This is a genomic window from Streptomyces sp. NPDC001530, assembly GCF_042894545.1.
Lineage (GTDB): Bacteria > Actinomycetota > Actinomycetes > Streptomycetales > Streptomycetaceae > Streptomyces.
Genome location: NZ_JBIAVS010000030.1, coordinates 47572 through 66248, shown reverse-complemented (window position 1 = coordinate 66248; position 18677 = coordinate 47572). Strand labels below are relative to the sequence as shown.

General features: G+C 69.8%; 15 protein-coding genes. 10 read left to right on the top strand and 5 right to left on the bottom strand.

Annotated elements, in window-relative coordinates; translation table 11 throughout:
• Positions 1–38: 38 nt before the first annotated feature.
• The 3 genes from ACFY0T_RS43210 (at position 39) to ACFY0T_RS43200 (ending at position 3100) form a co-directional block, all read left to right on the top strand.
• Positions 39–575, top strand: coding sequence for a hypothetical protein (locus ACFY0T_RS43210; protein ID WP_388883922.1), 537 nt, complete (start codon positions 39–41; stop codon positions 573–575).
• Entirely contained in the window at positions 550–1836 is a 1287-nt protein-coding gene (locus ACFY0T_RS43205) for an ABC transporter substrate-binding protein (protein ID WP_388883920.1), read from the top strand. The genes ACFY0T_RS43210 and ACFY0T_RS43205 overlap by 26 nt, the downstream gene beginning before the upstream one ends.
• A 226-nt stretch (positions 1837–2062) precedes the next feature.
• A complete protein-coding gene (locus ACFY0T_RS43200; RefSeq protein ID WP_388883918.1) occupies positions 2063–3100 on the top strand; it encodes a helix-turn-helix transcriptional regulator in 1038 nt (345 codons plus the stop codon).
• On the opposite strand, the gene ctaD is transcribed toward ACFY0T_RS43200, so the two are convergent.
• Complete coding sequence (gene ctaD, locus ACFY0T_RS43195) at positions 2982–4676, bottom strand: cytochrome c oxidase subunit I (protein ID WP_388883916.1); 1695 nt, start codon at positions 4674–4676, stop codon at positions 2982–2984. The genes ACFY0T_RS43200 and ctaD overlap by 119 nt on opposite strands.
• Positions 4677–5103: 427 nt before the next feature.
• On the opposite strand from ctaD, the gene ACFY0T_RS43190 reads away from it, so the two are divergent.
• On the top strand, positions 5104–5319 hold the full coding sequence (locus tag ACFY0T_RS43190) for an I78 family peptidase inhibitor (RefSeq protein WP_388883914.1): 216 nt from the start codon (positions 5104–5106) through the stop codon (positions 5317–5319).
• Positions 5320–5443: 124 nt separating this feature from the next.
• Here the strand turns inward: ACFY0T_RS43190 and ACFY0T_RS43185 are convergent, their stop codons facing one another.
• Positions 5444–6472, bottom strand: a complete 1029-nt coding sequence (locus tag ACFY0T_RS43185; protein ID WP_388883912.1) for a phosphatase PAP2 family protein — start codon at positions 6470–6472, stop codon at positions 5444–5446.
• A gap of 250 nt (positions 6473–6722) precedes the next feature.
• Positions 6723–7892: a mannosyltransferase family protein gene (locus ACFY0T_RS43180; protein WP_388883910.1), complete on the bottom strand. Its 1170-nt coding sequence runs from the start codon at positions 7890–7892 to the stop codon at positions 6723–6725.
• A gap of 260 nt (positions 7893–8152) precedes the next feature.
• On the opposite strand from ACFY0T_RS43180, the gene ACFY0T_RS43175 reads away from it, so the two are divergent.
• Both ACFY0T_RS43175 and ACFY0T_RS43170 read left to right on the top strand, forming a co-directional pair.
• Positions 8153–9757, top strand: a complete 1605-nt coding sequence (locus ACFY0T_RS43175) for an MFS transporter (protein WP_388883908.1) — start codon at positions 8153–8155, stop codon at positions 9755–9757.
• Between the two features lie 208 nt (positions 9758–9965).
• A complete protein-coding gene (locus ACFY0T_RS43170; protein ID WP_388883906.1) occupies positions 9966–11156 on the top strand; it encodes an acyl-CoA dehydrogenase family protein in 1191 nt (396 codons plus the stop codon).
• 45 nt (positions 11157–11201) lie between these two features.
• Here the strand turns inward: ACFY0T_RS43170 and ACFY0T_RS43165 are convergent, their stop codons facing one another.
• Entirely contained in the window at positions 11202–11639 is a 438-nt protein-coding gene (locus ACFY0T_RS43165) for a cell division protein SepF (protein WP_189191504.1), read from the bottom strand.
• A gap of 290 nt (positions 11640–11929) precedes the next feature.
• On the opposite strand from ACFY0T_RS43165, the gene ACFY0T_RS43160 reads away from it, so the two are divergent.
• Positions 11930–13192, top strand: a complete 1263-nt coding sequence (locus ACFY0T_RS43160) for a DUF5685 family protein (RefSeq protein ID WP_388883903.1) — start codon at positions 11930–11932, stop codon at positions 13190–13192.
• 186 nt (positions 13193–13378) lie between these two features.
• Here ACFY0T_RS43160 and ACFY0T_RS43155 read toward each other — a convergent pair whose 3' ends face one another.
• The gene (locus ACFY0T_RS43155) at positions 13379–14332 is read right to left on the bottom strand and encodes an ABC transporter substrate-binding protein (RefSeq protein WP_388883901.1); all 954 of its coding nucleotides are present in this window, start codon (positions 14330–14332) and stop codon (positions 13379–13381) included.
• Between the two features lie 485 nt (positions 14333–14817).
• Here ACFY0T_RS43155 and ACFY0T_RS43150 point away from each other — a divergent pair, with 485 nt between their 5' ends.
• From ACFY0T_RS43150 to ACFY0T_RS43140, 3 genes are read left to right on the top strand one after another with little or no spacing between them, the layout of a single operon-like run.
• Entirely contained in the window at positions 14818–15672 is an 855-nt protein-coding gene (locus ACFY0T_RS43150; protein WP_388883899.1) for an amino acid ABC transporter permease, read from the top strand.
• Positions 15669–17468: an FAD/NAD(P)-binding protein gene (locus ACFY0T_RS43145; protein WP_388883897.1), complete on the top strand. Its 1800-nt coding sequence runs from the start codon at positions 15669–15671 to the stop codon at positions 17466–17468. The genes ACFY0T_RS43150 and ACFY0T_RS43145 overlap by 4 nt, the downstream gene beginning before the upstream one ends.
• Before the next feature lie 44 nt (positions 17469–17512).
• A complete protein-coding gene (locus tag ACFY0T_RS43140) occupies positions 17513–18328 on the top strand; it encodes an amino acid ABC transporter ATP-binding protein (protein ID WP_388883895.1) in 816 nt (271 codons plus the stop codon).
• Positions 18329–18677: the final 349 nt, after the last annotated feature.

Genomic DNA, 18677 nt, shown 5'->3' with positions numbered 1-18677 from the left:
GCGCACATGGCCCGGACCGACACCCGGTGGTGAGCCAGATGGTTCTCGGGAGTGATCTCAGGCGGGGGAACGGCCGGGGAGTGGCAGCGGCGGCAGTTCTCGTTCTTGCCGCCGCCCTCACGGCGTGCAGTGACGACAGCGGCGGTGGGAGTACGGCCCCGCCCACTCCCTCCGTGGAGCAGTCCGCCAGCGCCCAGCCAAGCCCCACGGCCCCGTCCGATCCGGCGGCGACCGAGAAGGAGATCAAGCAGAACTGGGAGAAGTTCTTCGATCCGGCCGTCGCCCAGAAGGACAAGCAGAGCGTCCTGGAGAACGGCGATCAGATGGCCAAGGTCCTGGAGAGCTTCAACGGAGACCAGCGGGGCCAGCAGGTCCAGGCGAAGGTCGAGAAGGTCGAGTTCACCTCGCCGACCGACGCGAACGTGACGTACTCGCTGACCCTGAAGGGCGCGACCGCCCTGCCGGGCGCCTCCGGGACGGCCGTCGAACAGGACGGCACCTGGAAGGTCTCCGTCAAGACGCTCTGCGCGCTGGTCCAGCTGAGCGGCAATGAGTCGCCGGGCCCCGGCTGCTGAGTGCGCTGCCCTGGGCCTGCTGCTCCTGCTCGGCACGGCCTGTGGCAGCCGCCTCCCGGAGAGCGACTTCGAGAACCGCTCTACGCCCACGCGACAAGGAGGCACCGCCCCGATCCGCGTCGGCATCATCACCAGTGCCACGAGTCCGGTCGGCGGCTCGGCCTTCACCGGGCCGCGCGACGGGGCGAAGGCGTACTTCGACCGTCTCAACGCCCGTGGTGGCATTGACGGGCGCCGGGTCGAGGTGCGCCTGTGCGACGACGGCGGCAGCGGTGTCGGCAACAACGAGTGCGTGCACCAACTCGTCGACGAGGACAAGGTCGTCGCCCTCGTCGCCACCACCGCCCTCGATTACGCGGGCGCCTCCCGCGTGTCCCACGCGCGCGTGCCCGACATCGGCGGCCAGCCGATCGGCCCCGCGTACGACACGTATCCGCACCTGTACGGCATCTACGGCAGCCTCGCGCCGAGGAAGGGCCGGACCGGCTGGGACGGGAAGCTGTACGGCGGCACCGAGGTGTACCGGTACTTCAAGCGCGAGCACGGCGCCCGTACGGCCGCCGTGGTCTCCTACAACCAGTCGGCCTCGGCCGCGTACGCCCGGCTCGTCACGCAGGGGCTGAAGGCCGAGGGCTACAAGGTGGTCACCGAACAGGTCGACTTCGCGCTGCCCAATTTTCGTGCCGCCGCGGCCGACTTGAAGGAGCAGGGCGCCGATCTCGTCTTCGACGCCATCGACACGCACGGCAACGCGCAGCTGTGCAAGGCCATGGACGATGTCGATGCCAAGGTCATCGCCAAGGTCACCAACGTCCAGAACTGGACGTCCACCGTCCCCGACGACTACAAGGACTCGCCGCGTTGCCGCAATGCCCTGTGGGCGACCGGGTCCAGTCGCGACTTCGAGGACACGAGCGATCCCGCGGTACGGGAGTTCCGCGACGCGACCAAGGGGCTGAAGACCCACTCCCAGTGGCAGTTGGAGGGGTGGGCCGCCGCGATGTGGTTCGCCGATGCGGTGAAGTCCTGTGCGGGGGCGGGGGTCACGCGTGCGTGCGTCGACGGTTTCATGAACCGGGGCGAGCCCTACACCGCCGGCGGGCTGTTGATCCCCGTCACGTTCGAGCGGCTTTCCGAGCCGCCGAAGACCCGCCGGACGTGCCTGTCCGTGGCCCGCTGGGAGGACGGCCGGGGCTGGGTCTCGCAGGGCGACATGAACACCACGTGCTTCGACGTCCCGCAGCTGTCGTACAGGCCGTGAGGTTTCTCGCCCCCTCCGCCCCTACCCGTCCCGACCTGGGGCTCCGCCCCAGACCCCGCTCCTCAAACGCCGGAGGGGCTGAATCTTTCAGCCCCTCCGGCGTTTGAGGACAAGCGCGTTGGCGCGATACGGGGGGGGCTGGGGCGGAGCCCCAGGTACGGAACGGGTAGGGGCGACGGATCCTTGCGGACAACAACTGTCCGCAACGCCTGGCAGACTCGGAATCATGTTGGAGACATCGGCACGACTCCTGCGTCTGCTCTCGCTGCTGCAGGCCCACCGCGAGTGGTCCGGAGCCGACCTGGCGGACCGCCTCGGCGTCACCCCCAGGACCGTCCGCCGCGACGTGGACCGGCTGCGCGAGCTGGGCTATCCCGTCAACGCCAGCCCCGGCACGGGCGGCGGCTACCAGCTCGGCGCGGGCGCCGAGCTGCCGCCGCTGCTCCTGGACGACGACGAGGCGGTGGCCGTGGCGGTCGGGCTGCGCACGGCCGCCGGGCAGGGCATCGAGGGCATCGGCGAGACCTCCGTACGCGCCCTCGCCAAGCTCGAACAGGTGCTGCCGCACCGGCTGCGCCGCCGGGTGGGCGCGCTGAACGCGTTCACCGTACCGATGCTGCGCGGCCCGCAGCCCTCCGCCGTCGACCCCGCCGTCCTCACCGAGCTGGCCAACCTGTGCCGCGACTCCGAGCGGCTGCGCTTCGAGTACCGCAGCCATGACGGCGCCACCACGCGCCGTACCGTCGAACCGCACCGCCTGGTGTGCACCGAGCGCCGCTGGTACCTGGTCGCCTGGGACGTCGACCGCGACGGCTGGCGTACGTTCCGGGTCGACCGCATCACGCCGAAGCCGCCGCACGGACCGCGCTTCCCACCCCGTACGCCACCGGCCGAGGATCTGGCGGCGTACGTCTCCAAAGGCGTCTCCACGCGCGCGTACGCCTCACACGCGGTCGTCCGGCTGCTCGTGCCCCTGGAGGAGGCGGCCGAGAAGATCTCGCCCTCCGCCGGGACGCTGGAGGCTTCCGGGAAGGACAGCTGCATCCTGCGCACCGGAGCCGCGAGCCTCGACGTGATGGTCATTCACGTGATGCTGATGGGTTTCGAGTTCGAGATCCTCGAACCCGCCGAGTTCACCGACGCGATCAGGACGGCCCGGGACCGGCTGTCTCGGGCTCTGGACCGGGACTCGACTCGATCGCCGCGTACTCGGGATGGTGCAGATCGAACGCCGGGGACTCGGAGCGGATCCGGGGCAGCGTGACGAAGTTGTGCCGGGGCGGCGGACACGAGGTCGCCCACTCCAGGGAGCGGCTGAAGCCCCAGGGATCGTCGACCTCGACCTTCGGGGCGTACTTGGTGGTCTTCCAGACGTTGTAGAGGAACGGCAGCGTCGAGATGCCCAGCAGGAACGCGCCGATCGTCGAGATGGTGTTGAGCGCCGTGAAGCCGTCGGCGGCCAGATAGTCGGCGTACCGGCGCGGCATGCCCTCGGCGCCCAGCCAGTGCTGCACCAGGAACGTGGTCTGGAAGCCGACGAACAGCGTCCAGAAGTGGATCTTGCCGAGCCGTTCGTCGAGCATCTTGCCGGTGAACTTGGGCCACCAGAAATAGAAGCCGCCGAAGGTCGCGAAGGCGACCGTGCCGAAGACGACGTAGTGGAAGTGGGCGACCACGAAATACGAGTCGGTGACGTGGAAGTCCAGCGGCGGCGACGCCAGAATCACCCCGGTCAGGCCGCCGAACAGGAACGTCACCAGGAAGCCTGTCGCCCACAGCATGGGTGTTTCGAAGGACAGGGACCCCTTGAGCATCGTGCCGGACCAGTTGAAGAACTTCACGCCCGTGGGCACGGCGATCAGGAACGACATGAACGAGAAGTACGGCAGCAACACCGCGCCCGTCGCGAACATGTGGTGCGCCCAGACGACGATCGAGAGACCGGTGATCGCCATCGTCGCGGCGACCAGCGTCAGATAGCCGAAGATCGGCTTCCTGCTGAAGACCGGCAGGATCTCCGTGATGATCCCGAAGAACGGCAGCGCGATGATGTAGACCTCGGGATGCCCGAAGAACCAGAAAAGGTGCTGCCACAGCAGCGCGCCGCCGTTGGCCGCGTCGAACACCACCGAGCCGAACCGCCGGTCCGCCTCCAGCACCAGCAGCGCCGCCGCGAGCACCGGGAACGCGAAGAGGATGAGGATCGAGGTGAAGAGGGTGTTCCAGGTGAAGATCGGCAGCCGGAACATCGTCATGCCGGGCGCGCGCATGCCGACGATGGTCGTGATGAAGTTCACCGCGCCGAGGATCGTGCCGAAGCCGGCCAGTGCGAGCCCCATGATCCACATGTCGGCGCCGATGCCCGGCGAGCGCTCCAGGCTGTTGAGCGGCGCGTAGGCGAACCAGCCGAAGCTCGCGGGGCCTTCGGGCACCGCAAGCGAGCCGAGCACGATCACGCCGCCGAAGAGGAAGAACCAGTACGACAGCATGTTCAGCCGCGGGAAGGCGACGTCCGGGGAACCGATCTGCAGCGGCATGATCTCGTTGGCGAACCCGGCGAAGGTCGGGGTGGCGAAGAGCAGCAGCATGATCGTGCCGTGCAGGGTGAACAACTGGTTGAACTGGTTGTTGTCCACGATCTGCAGACCGGGCCGGGCGAGTTCGGCGCGCATCACCAGCGCCATCACGCCGCCGATGAGGAAGAAGACGAACGATGTGATCAGGTAGAGGTGGCCGATCTTCTTGTGGTCCGTCGTGGTCAGCCAGTCCACGACCAGCCGCCCGGGCTGCCGCTTCACCTGTACGGGTCCCGCCGTCGCCTGCGCGGTGTCCGTCCTCATCGCTCGCCCCTTCGCCGTCGCGCGTTCTGGGCCTGCTGAAGCTCACGCCATGATGCTCGCGCCGCCCTGTGCTCCGACAGAGGGCGTACGGGGGTTCTGTGGTGGAACCGTGCATTTCCTATGCGGCGTCAGCTTCTGTGGCATGCCCCGGAATCGGAATGGAAAGGCATCGCCTTGGGGCCGCCGTAAGACCGCCGCTTGGCCGGATCCGCACATTCCATTGGGCTATTCGAGACGGCGCCACGCTAGCTCCGAATTACGTTCGAAGGCGTGCGGAACACGTACGGGACCCCTCGTACGTGTGACGGAGTTCGGCCGAAACGTGTGTCGTGATCCTGTGACAGAAGCGTGACCGGAGAGGGATAGGTGACGCTTGGTTGCGGGGCCGGGCTTCCCCGGCCGGGGCGCGCCGCCTAACGTGGCGTTCATGGCACCCATTCCCACCCCTCCCGCAGAGCCCCAGGACAGTCCGGAGAGCTACGTCGGACTGGAGGCGAACAGCGCCGAGCGTCGTGCCCGGGAGCGCGGCTGGTCCTCGGTGCGTTCGCTGCCGCCCGGCGCGATCATCACCATGGAGTACCGCTTCGGCCGGCTGAACTTCGAGGTCACCGACGGCAGGGTGACCCGCTGCTGGAAGGGCTGACGGCGGCACCCACGGAGTGTGCGAAGGCCCCCGGCTCGTCAGGAGCCGGGGGCCTTCGCGGTGCGGGGAGAGGTTGTGCGTACCGGCCCCGCTGTCTTGTTGTCGTCCGTCGGCCCGGTCGCCCTCAGCCGCCCGTCAGGGGGCGGGCCGGGGTGGTCGTGGTCCCGCGAGCCACCCGGTCCGGGTGCGGCGGTCTTCGGCTGCCGGCAGGGGTCACCGGGGTGCGTTCCGAGCGGGCCGTGTGCGGCCCGGGGGCCAGGTAGACGGGCGCCCGGGGCGAGCGGGGGGCCGCGACCGTCTCGCGGGCCGGTGCCTCGCCGTCCACGCCCGCGGGCTGGGTGACCAGGACGGGCGCGCCGACCGGCGAGGCGGCCGGGGCGGGCACGGCATGGCCGCGACGGGCGCGCCAGGAGTCGCGCAGCGAGAAGATCCCGCTCTCCGCGCGGGCGATCAGCGGCTCGACCCAGGGCAGCGCCAGCAGGATCAGCAGACCCGCGGCCCAGCCCAGGAGCACATCGCTCAGCCAGTGCGTACCGAGGTACACGGTGGTGAGGCCGACGCCGAGCGAGGTCACGGCGGACAGGGCGGACAGCCATCGTCTGGCCCTCGGGGTCGAGGCCAGATAGGCCAGGATTCCCCAGGTCACGACGGCGTTCGCGGTGTGACCCGAAGGGAATATATCGCCGCCGAGTCCCATCTCGTTCGAGCCGATCGTGATGGCGTAGTGCGGGCCGAGGCGGCCCATGCCGAGCTTGGCGGCGCCGACCGTGATGTTGAGCAGCAGCAGCGAGGCGCCCAGCGTGAGCAGCGGGCGCAGGGTGTGCTGCCGCCAGGAACGCCAGCCCAGCCAGGCGGCGACCATCACGGCGGTGGGGCCGCGCTGGCCGAGCACCACGTAGTAGTCGAGGAACGCGTGGATCTCCGGCCATTGCTGATAGGGCCGGAAGAACATGACCTGCCAGTCGAACCGGACCAGCCACGACGTGATCACCACGGCCCACACGATGGCCAGGTAGAAGGCCAGGGTGGCTGCGAAGAGCACAACCCTGTGCCGGCTCATCTTCGGCACATCGATGTGGGCCGGTCGTTCCGGCTCACGGTCCAGCCGGGCGAAGACCCGGTCCAGACGGGTGAGGTTTCGTTCGGTACGCACTCAATCGACGTTACAGCGAGTGAGCTGTGTTCCAGGCCGATTCACTCGCTTTGTGATGACGATGTGATGTGGGATTCCTCTCAGAACCGTGTTTATTTCCAATGAATCGCTAATCATCGGCGAGCGGATCCTTCAATTCCATTGATCTCGCGCGGCTTCGGTTTTATTGCGCTTATATATTCGTTCACCGAATCCTGGCATGGAATTCTCCGGCAGCTCACCGGCAGCTCACCGGGTGCCGGGAAGTCGATCACGGCGGACCGGAGCCGTTCAGCCAGAAGGCCCCGTAGACCGCCGAGGCCACCGCCACCCCGCCGAGAACCAGCGCTGACCTGGACGTACGCAGCCGGGCCAGGGCCAGGGCGAGGGGTAGCAGAAGGGGGAAGGCGGGCAGCAGGAGGCGCGGCTTCGAGCCGAAGTAGCTCGACGCGCACAGGGCGAGCGCGGTGACGACCCCCGCGTACACCAGCAGCGGAAGCGGCTGCCCCTGCCGTACGCACGTCACATACAGCCAGACGATCAGCGCGACCCCGACGATCAGCCCGACACCGGCCAGGGCCGACGGGAACGACGTGAACTTGTCGCCGACGAAGCGGGCGAAGGCGTAACCGCCGTCGAAACCGTTGCGCCAGCCCGCCTGGACGTCGAGATAGCCGAGCGGGCCCTTGCCCGTGCGGTGGCCGACCCACAGCACATAGCCGGCGGCGCCGAGGGGCGCGAGGAGCATCCCGAGGGCGCGTGGCCACGCCCGTGCGCCGTCCGTCGCCGGTGTGCTCCGGTCCCGTAGGAACGAGGTAATCGCCGCCACCCATACGGCGGCGACGACCGCCAGCCCCACCGGACGGGTCAGCCCCGCCAGGGCGGCGAGCAGACCCGCCGTCGGCCAGCGGCCGGTCAGCACCGCGTAGAGCGACCAGGCGGCGAGCGCCGTGAACAGTGACTCGCTGTACGCCATCGACTGCACGATGCCGACGGGCAGCACCGCCCACACGAGCGCGGCGCAGACGCCGGCACGGAGGCCGTACACATGGTCCGCGACCGCGAAGATCCCCCAGGCCGCGGCGAGCGAGGCCAGCGTGCTGACCAGCAGGCCCGCGTCCGCGTACGACAACGGCGTGATCGCCGAGACGAGCCGCTCCAGCCACGGCAGCAGCGGGAAGAACGCGAGGTTCGAGTGCACGTCGCCGTTCGGGAGGCGGACCTCGTAGCCGTAGCCGAGGCCGGCGACCCGGGTGTACCAGAGCGAGTCCCAGCGGGCCGTCAGCAGCTTGTGGGCGCTCTTGCCGTGCGCCGTGCTCCACACGGCGAGGGCGATGAGGCCCAGGGCGCGCACGGCCGCGTAGCCCAGCAGGGCGGGCGCGGCCCGGCGCAGGGCGCCCGTGCGGGACGGCGTCGCGACAGGCGTCTCAAGATCGGTCACGGGCTCGATTATCGGTGGCACCCGGAACCGGCAGGCCCCGCGGGGCGTGGTGCACCAAGGGGAACGTGGCGTACGCCACACGCTCGGCCAGGAGAACGTGAGAGGTCCGCCACGCGTCATTGGCGGGAACTCGCGTACGCTGACGGCTCACTCGCCTTTGCTGCGTGGGCCTGGGACACCGCTCCTCCCAGGCCACAGCCCCAGGGAGTCCCCACCCTGTGGTTCCGCCGAACGCGAGGGAACATCTGGGAGGTACGTACATGTCCGGGACGACCACGGCCGCTGCGCGTTGCCGTCGGGAGGCCGGGGCCGGTGCCAACCGCTGGGTCGTCCTCGTGGTCCTCTGCGTCAGCCTGTTGCTGGTCGCCCTCGACGCCACCGTGCTGCACGTCGCCGTGCCCGCCGTCACCGAGGACCTCAAGCCCGGCGCGATAGAACTGCTCTGGATCGTCGACGTCTACCCGCTCGTCTGCGCTTCGCTCCTCATTCTCTTCGGCACGCTCGGTGACCGCATCGGCCGCAGACGTGTCCTCCTCCTCGGATACGGACTCTTCGGCGTCGCCTCCGGCATCGCGGCCCTCGCCGACAACGCGCAGATCCTCATCGGGGCGCGTGCCCTGCTCGGCGTCGGCGGCGCGATGATCATGCCCGCGACGCTGTCCATCCTGCGCCAGGTCTTTCCCGACCGGCGGGAGCGGGCGCTCGCGATCGGCATCTGGAGCGCGGTCGCCGCGGTGGGCGCCGCCGTCGGACCGCTGCTGGGCGGCTTCCTCCTCGAACACTTCTGGTGGGGGTCCGTCTTCCTCATCAACATCCCGCTGATGCTCGTCAGCCTGCCGATCGGGCGGCTGCTGCTGCCCGAGTCGAGGGGCGACCGCGACGGTCCCTGGGATGTGGTGGGGGCCTTGATGGCCGCCGCCGGGCTCTTCGGGCTCGTGCTGGGGGTGAAGCGGCTCGGTGGCGGTGAGGCGCCGTTCAGCCCGTTCACGCTGGTGCCACTGCTCGTCGGCGGTGCGCTGATGGCCGGATTCGTACGGCGGCAGCGGCGGCGTGCGCATCCGCTGGTCGACCTGCGGATGTTCGCGCGGCCCGCGTTCAGTACGTCGGTGGGGTGCATCATCCTCGCGATGCTCGCGCTGGTCGGCCTCGAGCTGATCGCCGCGCAGTACCTGCAGCTCGTGCTCGGGCTCTCGCCGCTGGAGACCGGGCTGCGGCTGCTGCCGCTGACGGTCGCGGCGATGGCCTCGGGGCTGGCCGGGGCGAAGATGCTGCGGCGGTTCGGGCCGCGGGCGATGGTCTGCTTCGGGTTCTGCCTCACCGCGGCTGCGGTGGTGACGCTCACGGCGATGGGCGCGGAGGACAACACGGGGCTGCTGCTCTTCGGGTTCGTACTGCTGGGCTTCGGGCTGGAGACCACGCTCTTCGGGGCGTACGAGTCGATGCTGAGCGAGGCGCCGCCGGAGCAGGCGGGCGGGGCGGCGGCGATCGGCGAGACGTCGTACCAGCTGGGTGCGGGGATCGGCATCGCTCTGCTCGGCAGCGTGATGAACGCGGCGTACGCGCCCGGGCTGTCGTCGGTTCCCGGAGTTCCGGCGGCCGATTCGCGTGCGGCCGGGCACTCGCTCGGCGAGGCGTATGAGGTCGCGGGGCGGCTGGGCGGGTCTCCTGGGGCGGCGCTGCGGCACGCGGCGCGGGATTCCTTTGTGCACGGGCTGCATGTGACGTTGCTGGTGAGCGCGGGGTTGTTGCTGCTCGGGGCCGTGATGGCGCTGCGGTTGCCGCGGGTCATGGAGTGTGAGGTGCCTGCGGCGAGCCCGGCGATTCCTGCGCCTCGGGAAGTCGCCGAGTCCCGCGTGACCGCGTAGCCTGCCTGGGCCTTCGGCCCGGCAGGGGATCTCCCACTTGCGCACCGCCCGTTCGGCCTGGTTGAGATGCGAGCGTTTCCTGTGGGGGTGGGTCGCCGTCGGCGGCTGCGGGTTCGTGCGTTCTGGACTTGCGGGACACTGCGTCGTAACGTCGGGGCGAGACCCGTAACTAGCGGTGCTAGTTTTTAGTGTTCCGGAGGCTGCCACCATGTCCGCGTCCTCAAAGCTCCCGCCCTTCGACCCCGCCGATCCGCTCGGTATTGACGACCTGCTGGACGCGGAGGACCTCGCGATCCGGGACACCGTGCGCACCTGGGCGGCGGACCGGGTGCTGCCGTATGTCGCCGAGTGGTACGAGAAGGGGGAGTTGCCCGGGATCCGGGAGCTGGCGCGGGAGTTGGGCGGGATCGGGGCGCTCGGGATGTCGCTCCAGGGGTACGGGTGCGCGGGGGCCGGCGCCGTGCAGTACGGGCTCGCCTGTCTGGAGCTGGAGGCCGCCGACTCCGGGATCCGCTCGCTCGTCTCCGTGCAGGGCTCGCTTGCCATGTACGCCATTCACCGCTTCGGCAGCGAAGAGCAGAAGCATGCCTGGCTGCCGCGCATGGCCTCCGGTGACGTCATCGGGTGTTTCGGGCTCACCGAGCCCGATCACGGTTCCGACCCCGGCTCCATGCGGACGTACGCCAAGCGCGACGGCGGGGACTGGGTCCTCAACGGGCGGAAGATGTGGATCACCAACGGATCCGTCGCCGGGGTCGCCGTCGTCTGGGCGCAGACCGAGGACGGGATCCGAGGGTTCGTCGTGCCCACCGACGTACCCGGGTTCTCCGCTCCGGAGATCAAGCACAAGTGGTCCCTGCGGGCCAGCGTCACCAGCGAGCTCGTCCTCGATGACGTACGGCTGCCCGCCGACGCCGTACTGCCGGACGTCACCGGGCTGAAGGGTCCGCTCAGCTGCCTCTCGCACGCGCGGTACGGGATCGTGTGGGGCGCGATGGGCGCCGCGCGGGCCAGCTTCGAGGCCGCCGTCGAGTACGCGAAGACGCGCGAGCAGTTCGGACGGCCCATCGGCGGCTTCCAGCTCACCCAGGCCAAGCTCGCCGACATGGCGGTCGAACTGCACAAGGGGATTCTGCTCGCCCATCACCTGGGGCGGCGCATGGACGCGGGACGGCTCCGTCCCGAACAGGTCAGCTTCGGCAAGCTCAACAACGTACGGGAGGCCATCGAGATCTGCCGTACCGCGCGCACGATCCTCGGCGCCAACGGCATCTCGCTCGAATACCCCGTGATGCGGCACGCCACGAACCTGGAGTCGGTGCTCACCTACGAGGGCACCGTCGAAATGCATCAACTCGTGCTGGGCAAGGCGCTCACCGGACTCGATGCGTTCCGGTAGAGACGGTCAGGACCCCGCGGGGCAGGGCCGGTGAGCGGCCCTGCCTCAGCTCTGGTTGAAGAAACCGTCCGTCTGACGGCCCGCGGCCTCGCCGCTGACGATCTCCGTGTTGGCCGGCGTCAGCAGGAAGACACGGGTGGCGACCCGCTCGATCGTGCCGCGCAGACCGAAGGTCAGGCCGGCCGCGAAGTCCACCACGCGCTTGGCGTCGGCGGGCTCCATGGACGTGAGGTTGATGATGACCGGGACCCCGTCCCGGAAGAGCTCGCCGATACCGCGCGCGTCCCGGAAGCTGTCCGGGGTGACCGTGCCGATCCGGCGGCCCTTCTCCTCCGCCGTTTCGGACGCGACCTTCACGCGCGGGTCGGTGACCCAGGCATCGCCGGATTCCTGACCCTCGGCGTAGTCATCGTCGTAGTAACGCTCGTCATCGTTGTCGTCGACGAGGCCAAGCCAGGCACTCGCCTTGCGCACCGATCCCATGGACGCCTCCTCTCACAGCGGTCTTTCTTGCTTTCCGCATCCCCATGGTCGTCCATGATGCGGATGTCGCGCCAAGTGGATAGACGCCGCGCGGGGGTTTCGTGACGGTACTGGTGCACAGCGAATACGTCGAGAGCCCGCGTGTCCCAAGGGTCTTGCTGTATACGGCTGCTGACTGTGAGTGAAATATGATTTCCCACGGCGTTCGGGTGACGGGCGGTGCGTACGGGTGAACGGGGTGGTCGATACGATGCCGCAGCTCAACGTCGTACGTGTCACGGGGGAGTGTCGTGTTCGGAATCGTGAGGCCTTGCAGTCATCGTCTCGGTGAAGGGCTCAAGACGCAGTGGATGGCGCATTTGTGCGGGCTGTGCCTCGCGCTGCGCGGGGACCACGGCCAGTTCGCCCGGGTCGTCACGAACTACGACGGGCTGCTGATATCGGTTTTGACGGAGGCTCAGGCCGAGCGGACGACGGGATGGCGGCGCACCGCCGGGCCCTGTCCCCTGCGGGGCATGCGCACCGCGTCCGTCGCGCAGGGTGAGGGTGCGCGGCTCGCCGCCGCCGTCTCCCTGGTGCTCGCCTCGGCGAAGGTGCGTGACCATGTCGCCGACGGGGACGGCCTTTTGGCCCGCAAGCCCGTGGCGCTCGCCGCCCGCCGGGTCGCCGCGAGCTGGGGCAAGGCGGGTGCGCGGACCGGCTCCGACGTCGGGTTCGACACCGCTGTGCTGGTCGACGCCGTGGACCGGCAGGCCGGCATCGAGGCGCTGGCCGGGATCGGAACACCGCTGCTGACCGTCACCGAACCGACCGAGACCGCCACCGCGGCGGCCTTCGCGCACACCGCCGTCCTCGCCGGCCGCCCCGGCAACGCGGAACCGCTCGCCGAGGCCGGACGGCTCTTCGGACGGCTCGCGCATCTCCTGGATGCCGTGGAGGACAGGGAAACTGACGCCGCGTCGGGCGCGTGGAATCCGCTGACGGCCACGGGGACGTCGCTGGCCGAGGCCCGCCGGCTCGCCGACGACGCCCTGCACGGGATACGGCTCGCACTGCGCGAGGTCGCCTGGGGGTCCGGGGTCTCCCCGGAAGGGCACAGCACCGACAGCAAGCTGGCGCACGTGTTGCTCGTGCACGAGCTTGGGCGGTCGGTGGACCGGGCGTTCGGGACGTCGGGGTGCGGGCACGCGCCGGAGGGCTCGCACGGGTCGGTGGGCTTGCTCGGGCCTGAGGGTTCCTTCGGGCCGCCGCCTCAGCAGGGTGGACCGTACGACCCGCGGAATCCGTACGTCGGCGGTGGCAACCCCTTCGGCGGCGGGCCCTCTCTCCAGCCGCCGGGGCCGGGCAAGCGCGGCTTCTGGGCCGGGTGCGCGGCTGCGATCGGGCTGTGCTGCACCTGCAAGGTGTGCTGTGCGGACGAGTACGAGGGGCCGTGGTCGCGCAAGAAGCGCGAGGGGTGCCTCAGCAACTGCGACTGCGACGGCGGCTGCTGCAACTGCTGCGAGGCCTGCGAATGCTGTGAGTGCTGCTCGTGCTGCGACTGCGGACTGTGACGGTTCTCGTATACGAGCGCGGAGGGTGCCGTGCCGCGGCACGGGCTGACCTGGGGGTGCGGGCGTGGCGTTGGCTGCGGGTTGTGTGTGGCTGGTCGTGCCCACGCCGCGGAGCCGCATAGTGTCACAGCCCCGCGCCCCTGAAGGGGCGCTGCCGTGCGGGGCGCGGGGAAGACGCCGGATGTCTTAGTCCTTCAACTCCGGCGGAGAGATCTGGGACTTCTCTATCGCCGAACCCGTCGTGCCCCACTTCTTCAGGATCTTCTCGTAGGTCCCGACGGCGATCAGCTTGTTCACCGCGGCCTGGAAGGCGGGCGCCAGCTTGGTGCCCTTCTTGAAGGCGAAGCCGACGTCGAGACGGTGGAATTCATTCAGGAACTTGACGCCCTGCTGGTGGGCGACGGCGTAGCGCAGGCCGTTGATCGTGCTCATCACGATGTCGCTGCGGCCCTGTTGCAGCGAGGACCAGATGGCGCCCTGCTCGCTGTACGTCTGCACCTTGTACGCCTTCTTGCCGGCGTCGGAGCAGACTTTCTTGTTCTCCTCCAAGGTCGCCTCGAAGGTCGTCCCGGCGGCGGTCGCGACGTTCAGGCCGCACAGCTGTTTCAGGTCGGTGATCTTCGTCAGCTTGCTGTCCTTGCGGGTGGCGAAGCCCTGGCCGTCATTGATGTAGGTGACGAAGTCGATGGTCTTGCGGCGCTCGTCGGTGACGCCGAAGTTGCTGGCCCCGAAGTCGTACTTGCCGCTGTCGAGGGCGGGCAGGATCGCCTCGAAGCCGGCCTGCTCCGTCGTGACCTCGAGGCCGAGCACCTTGGCGACGGCGTGGGTGAAGTCGACGTCCTGGCCGGTCAGCGTCTTGCCGTCGTCCAGGTATGTGGTGCCGGGCGGGGTGCCGCCGACGCTGACCGCGACGGTGAGGCTCGTGACGCCGGACGGCAGCAGCTTGGCGGCCGCCGCGTCCTTCTCGACGCCGGAGACGACGTCCGCGGTGGGGATCTTGTCGGCCTTGGCGGCGACACCCGCCGTACCGCCGGCGGAGTCGTCCGAGCCGGAGCCGCACGCGGCGACGAGCAGCACCGCCGAGGTGATGAGGGCAAAGGGCGCAAAATGCCTAGGACGGGTACGCGTGGACGTACGCATGGTGTGGCGGTCTCCTGAGAGCAAGGGTTGAGAAAACGCGAGGGGAGGGGTGCGCGTGTGAAGGCGAAGGGGGAGAACGCGAAAGGCGCCCGTCCGATCAAGGGATCAGGGCGCGCAGGGGGTCAGCTCAACAGGAAGAGGACCACACTCGACCGAAGTCGATGTGGGAGCGCGTGACCAGCCACTGCTGTGGATGCATGGGCCAAGTGGAACAGGCATCCGGTTGTGCGTCAACTGCCTTGAGACGTACGGCTCACAGTATGGACAGCCTTGACAGTGAGGGGAAACGGGCCCGTACTCTCGGGGGACGGCCCTGCTGAGGGGCTCGGCCGTACCGCGTCGCGGCGCCGTACAAAGCTGCAGCCGTACCTGCGGCAGTACAGCGCCGCGCGGCGCTCCGTGTGAAGGCACCACCCGGTTCGACCCTCCCCCACTCTCGGCTTCGCTCGAGCGGGAGGGACCCCCAGCCGTCACGGAGCCTTCGCATGTCTTCCGACACCCTCGCCAAAGCCGCCGCACCGCAGATACCGGAGCAGGCGGACTCCCTGCGGATCGTTCCGCAGCGCCGTCTCGGTCAGTGGACGGCCGCCGCCGTCGTGCTCGTCCTGCTCGGGCTGGCCGTCACCTCCGTCGTCCGCAACGAGGCGTTCCAGTGGGACGCCGTCGCTGACTACTTCACCTCCGACTCCGTACTGCGCGGCCTGTGGCTCACCCTGTGGCTGACCGCGGTCGTGATGGTGCTCGGCTTCGCGCTGGGCACGCTGCTCGCGGCGGCCCGGCTGTCGTCCAACCCCGTTCTGCGCAGCGTCAGTTGGGGATACGTCTGGCTGTTCCGGTCGATCCCGATCCTGGTGCAGCTGCTGCTGTGGTTCAACATCGGGGCGCTGTACCCGCGGATCCTCGGCGTGAGGACGGTCGATCTGCTCGGTCCGGTCACCGTCGCGATCATCGGACTCACGCTGCACGAGGCCGCATACGCCGCCGAGGTGGTGCGCGGCGGCATCCTCTCCGTCGACCGCGGCCAGATCGAGGCCGCGCAGGCGCTGGGCCTGAGCCGGTGGCGCCGCTGGTGGAAGATCGTGCTGCCGCAGGCGATGCGCTCCATCGTGCCGCCGGCCGGGAACATGCTGATCGGCACCCTCAAGGGCACCTCGATCGTCAGCGTGATCGCGGTCCAGGACCTGCTCTTCTCGGTGCAGCTCGTCTACCACCGCACCTATCAGGTCATCCCGCTGCTGATGGTGGCCACGATCTGGTACACCGTGGTCACCTCGGTGCTCAGCGTCGGCCAGTACTACGTCGAGAAGCACTACGCGCGCGGTTCGGAGCGCACGCGATGAGAGCATCCAGGCCCTCCTTGGTGATCGTCGGGGCCGGGCCGCGGGGGACCGGCCTCCTGGAGCGCATCGCCGCCAACGCGCCCGAGCTGTACGCCGATTCGAGCAATGAGGGAGTGGAGGGCATCGCGGGCGCCGAAGGTTTCGACATCCATCTCGTCGACCCCTACCCGCCGGGCGCCGGACGCGTCTGGTGCGAGGAGCAGTCGCCGCTGCTGTGGATGAACTCCGAAGCCCAGGACGTCACGATGTTCACCGACGAGACGGTGGACATGGCCGGGCCGGTACTCGAAGGCCCCACCCTGCACGAGTGGGCGCGCCTCGACGGGCGCACGTTCGCGGACCGGCCGCGACAGGGCGCCTACCTGCGCTGGGTGTACGAGCGTGCGGTGGCCGCTCTGCCGCCGGGCGTCCGGGTCCATCACCACCGGCGCCGGGCCCTGCGCGTCCACGGGTCCCGGGAGGGGCGACAGCAGGTGTGGCTGGAGGGCCGGCCGCGACCGCTCCTCGCCGACCTCGTCGTCCTCGCCCTCGGCCATCTCGACGCCGAACTCGACGACGAGCAGCGTGAGTTGGCCGCGTACGCGCGCGAGCACGGGCTGGTCCATCTGCCGCCGGACTTCACCGCCGACAGCGACCTGTCCGCCCTCGCCCCCGGCGAACCCGTGCTAGTCCGCGGCTTCGGGCTCGCCTTCGTCGACCTGATGGTGCTGCTCACGGAGGGGCGCGGCGGTCGCTACGACGGGGAGACGTACCACCCGTCGGGGCGGGAGCCGATCCTGTACGTCGGCTCGCGGCGCGGCGTCCCCTACCACTCCAAGATCGGCTACGACTGGGAGGGCGAACGGCCCCCGCTGCCACGGTTCTTCGGGCCGGCCGAGGTCGACGAACTCCTCGCACGTCCCGGAGGGTTCGACTTCCGGCGGGACGTCTGGCCGCTGGTCGAGAAGGAGTTGGGGTTCGCGCACTACCACCGGCTGTTCACCGCGCACCCCGGGCGCACCCGGATCGCCTGGACGGATTTCGAGGAGAAGTACGCGGTCGGCGACGGCGCCGAGATCCAGGCGCTGGTGGCGTCCGCCGTGCCCGACCCCGCCGACCGGCTGGATCTCGCCGCCCTCGACCACCCGCTGGACGGCGTGCGGCACACCTCGTACGAGGAACTGCAGGCCGGCCTGCGCGCCTACATCGAGGAGAATCTGAGAAGACGTCATGATCCCTCGTACAGCCCTGACCTGGCGGTCTTCCTCGGGCTGCTCTCGGTCTACGCGCAACTGGTGCGGCTCGGTGACATCGGCTCGTGGTGGCACGGCTTCTTCAGCTATCTGGCATCGGGGCCGCCCGGGCCACGGCTGCGTCAGATGCTCGCGCTGTCGCGCGCCGGGATCCTGAAGTTCGCCGGCGCCGACATGACCGTCACCGCCGCGGACGGGGTCTTCCGGGCGGGCAGCGCCACCGTGCCCGGCGCGACCATCGAGGCCCGCGCGCTCGTCGAGGCGCGGCTGCCGCACCCCACGGTCGAGCGCACCCGGGACTCGCTGCTGCGGGAGCTGCACGCCGACGGGGCCGCCGCGACCCCCGAGGGACTGCTCGCCGTCGACCCCGCCGACGGGCGGATCCTGGACCGCTCCGGCACCCCGCACCCGCGGCGCTTCGCGCTCGGCCCGCACACCGACGCCCGGGGCTCGGGCGCGTTCACCCGGCCGCGTACCGGTGGCCCGGCGTTCCGGCAGAACGACGCGACGGCGCGGGCCGCGCTGGCGTTCCTGCGCGCGTCGGCCTGTCGCGCCGCCGCGTAACCGCTGCCGCCCACTTCTCGCCCCCTCACCCTCCGAGGAACCCCATGTCGCTGACCAGTGATCCACCCCTCCGCAAGACCGCCGCGGAAAGCCAGGCCGTCTCCGCCATGGTCGACATCAAGTCCGTCCACAAGAGCTTCGGTTCGCTGGAGGTACTCAAGGGCGTCGACCTCGAAGTACGGACCGGAGAGGTCACCGTCATCCTCGGCCCCTCCGGCTCCGGCAAGTCGACGCTGCTGCGGACCATCAACCATCTGGAGAAGGTCGACCAGGGCCGGATCAGCGTCGACGGCTCGCTCGTCGGCTACCGGCGCTCCGGCGACAAGCTGTACGAGCTGCGCGAACGCGAGATCCTCAAGCAGCGCACCCGGATCGGCTTCGTCTTCCAGAACTTCAACCTCTTCCCGCACCTCACCGTGCTGGACAACATCGTCGAGGCGCCCGTCTCCGCCCTGAAGCGGCCCCGTAAGGACGCCGTCGAGACCGCGCGGAGGCTGCTCGACCGGGTCGGGCTCGCCGACAAGGCCGACGCCTATCCGAAGCAGCTCTCCGGCGGTCAGCAGCAGCGCGTGGCCATCGCCCGCGCGCTCGCCCTGGAACCGAAGCTGCTGCTCTTCGACGAGCCGACCTCGGCGCTCGACCCCGAGCTGGTCGGTGAAGTCCTCGACGTCATCAAGGACTTGGCCCACCAGGGCACCACGATGATCGTCGTCACGCACGAGATCGGCTTCGCCCGCGAGGTCGCCGACACCGTGGTCTTCATGGACGACGGCCGCATCGTCGAGCAGGGCGCCCCCGGCGACGTACTCGACAAGCCGCGGCACGAACGTACTCGCGCGTTTCTTTCCAAGGTCCTGTGACCTTCCGCGCTCCCGCAGTCGTAGCACGGGTGCGCGGGGGGTGATCCGTGCGGATCCCCCTCCAGGCGCGCCCCCGCGTACCCGCTGTCGCCACACCACGGGAGGGGCCGTGCCAGTACATCAAATGCCCCGTCGTCCCGTGATGGTCACCAGGCCGAGCAACGGCACCACGCCCAGCTGCAACCGTCGACGGGGCGGATGTACTGACACGGCCCCGCCCCACCCACCGGCCGGCAGGCGAACCCGCACGGGCCCCCGCCCCACCCACCGGCCGGCAGGCGAACCCGCACGGGCCCCCGCCCCACCCACCGGCCGGCAGGCGAACCCGCACGGGCCCCCGCCCCACCCA

Coding starts and splice junctions, on each gene's coding strand:
- ACFY0T_RS43200 (WP_388883918.1), top strand. CDS start 2,063: ATGTTGGAGACATCGGCACGACTCCTGCGTCTGCTCTCGCTGCTGCAG.
- ACFY0T_RS43210 (WP_388883922.1), top strand. CDS start 39: ATGGTTCTCGGGAGTGATCTCAGGCGGGGGAACGGCCGGGGAGTGGCA.
- ACFY0T_RS43170 (WP_388883906.1), top strand. CDS start 9,966: ATGTCCGCGTCCTCAAAGCTCCCGCCCTTCGACCCCGCCGATCCGCTC.
- ACFY0T_RS43155 (WP_388883901.1), bottom strand. CDS start 14,332: ATGCGTACGTCCACGCGTACCCGTCCTAGGCATTTTGCGCCCTTTGCC.
- ACFY0T_RS43150 (WP_388883899.1), top strand. CDS start 14,818: ATGTCTTCCGACACCCTCGCCAAAGCCGCCGCACCGCAGATACCGGAG.
- ACFY0T_RS43165 (WP_189191504.1), bottom strand. CDS start 11,639: ATGGGATCGGTGCGCAAGGCGAGTGCCTGGCTTGGCCTCGTCGACGAC.
- ctaD (WP_388883916.1), bottom strand. CDS start 4,676: ATGAGGACGGACACCGCGCAGGCGACGGCGGGACCCGTACAGGTGAAG.
- ACFY0T_RS43145 (WP_388883897.1), top strand. CDS start 15,669: ATGAGAGCATCCAGGCCCTCCTTGGTGATCGTCGGGGCCGGGCCGCGG.
- ACFY0T_RS43190 (WP_388883914.1), top strand. CDS start 5,104: ATGGCACCCATTCCCACCCCTCCCGCAGAGCCCCAGGACAGTCCGGAG.
- ACFY0T_RS43205 (WP_388883920.1), top strand. CDS start 550: ATGAGTCGCCGGGCCCCGGCTGCTGAGTGCGCTGCCCTGGGCCTGCTG.
- ACFY0T_RS43175 (WP_388883908.1), top strand. CDS start 8,153: ATGTCCGGGACGACCACGGCCGCTGCGCGTTGCCGTCGGGAGGCCGGG.
- ACFY0T_RS43140 (WP_388883895.1), top strand. CDS start 17,513: ATGTCGCTGACCAGTGATCCACCCCTCCGCAAGACCGCCGCGGAAAGC.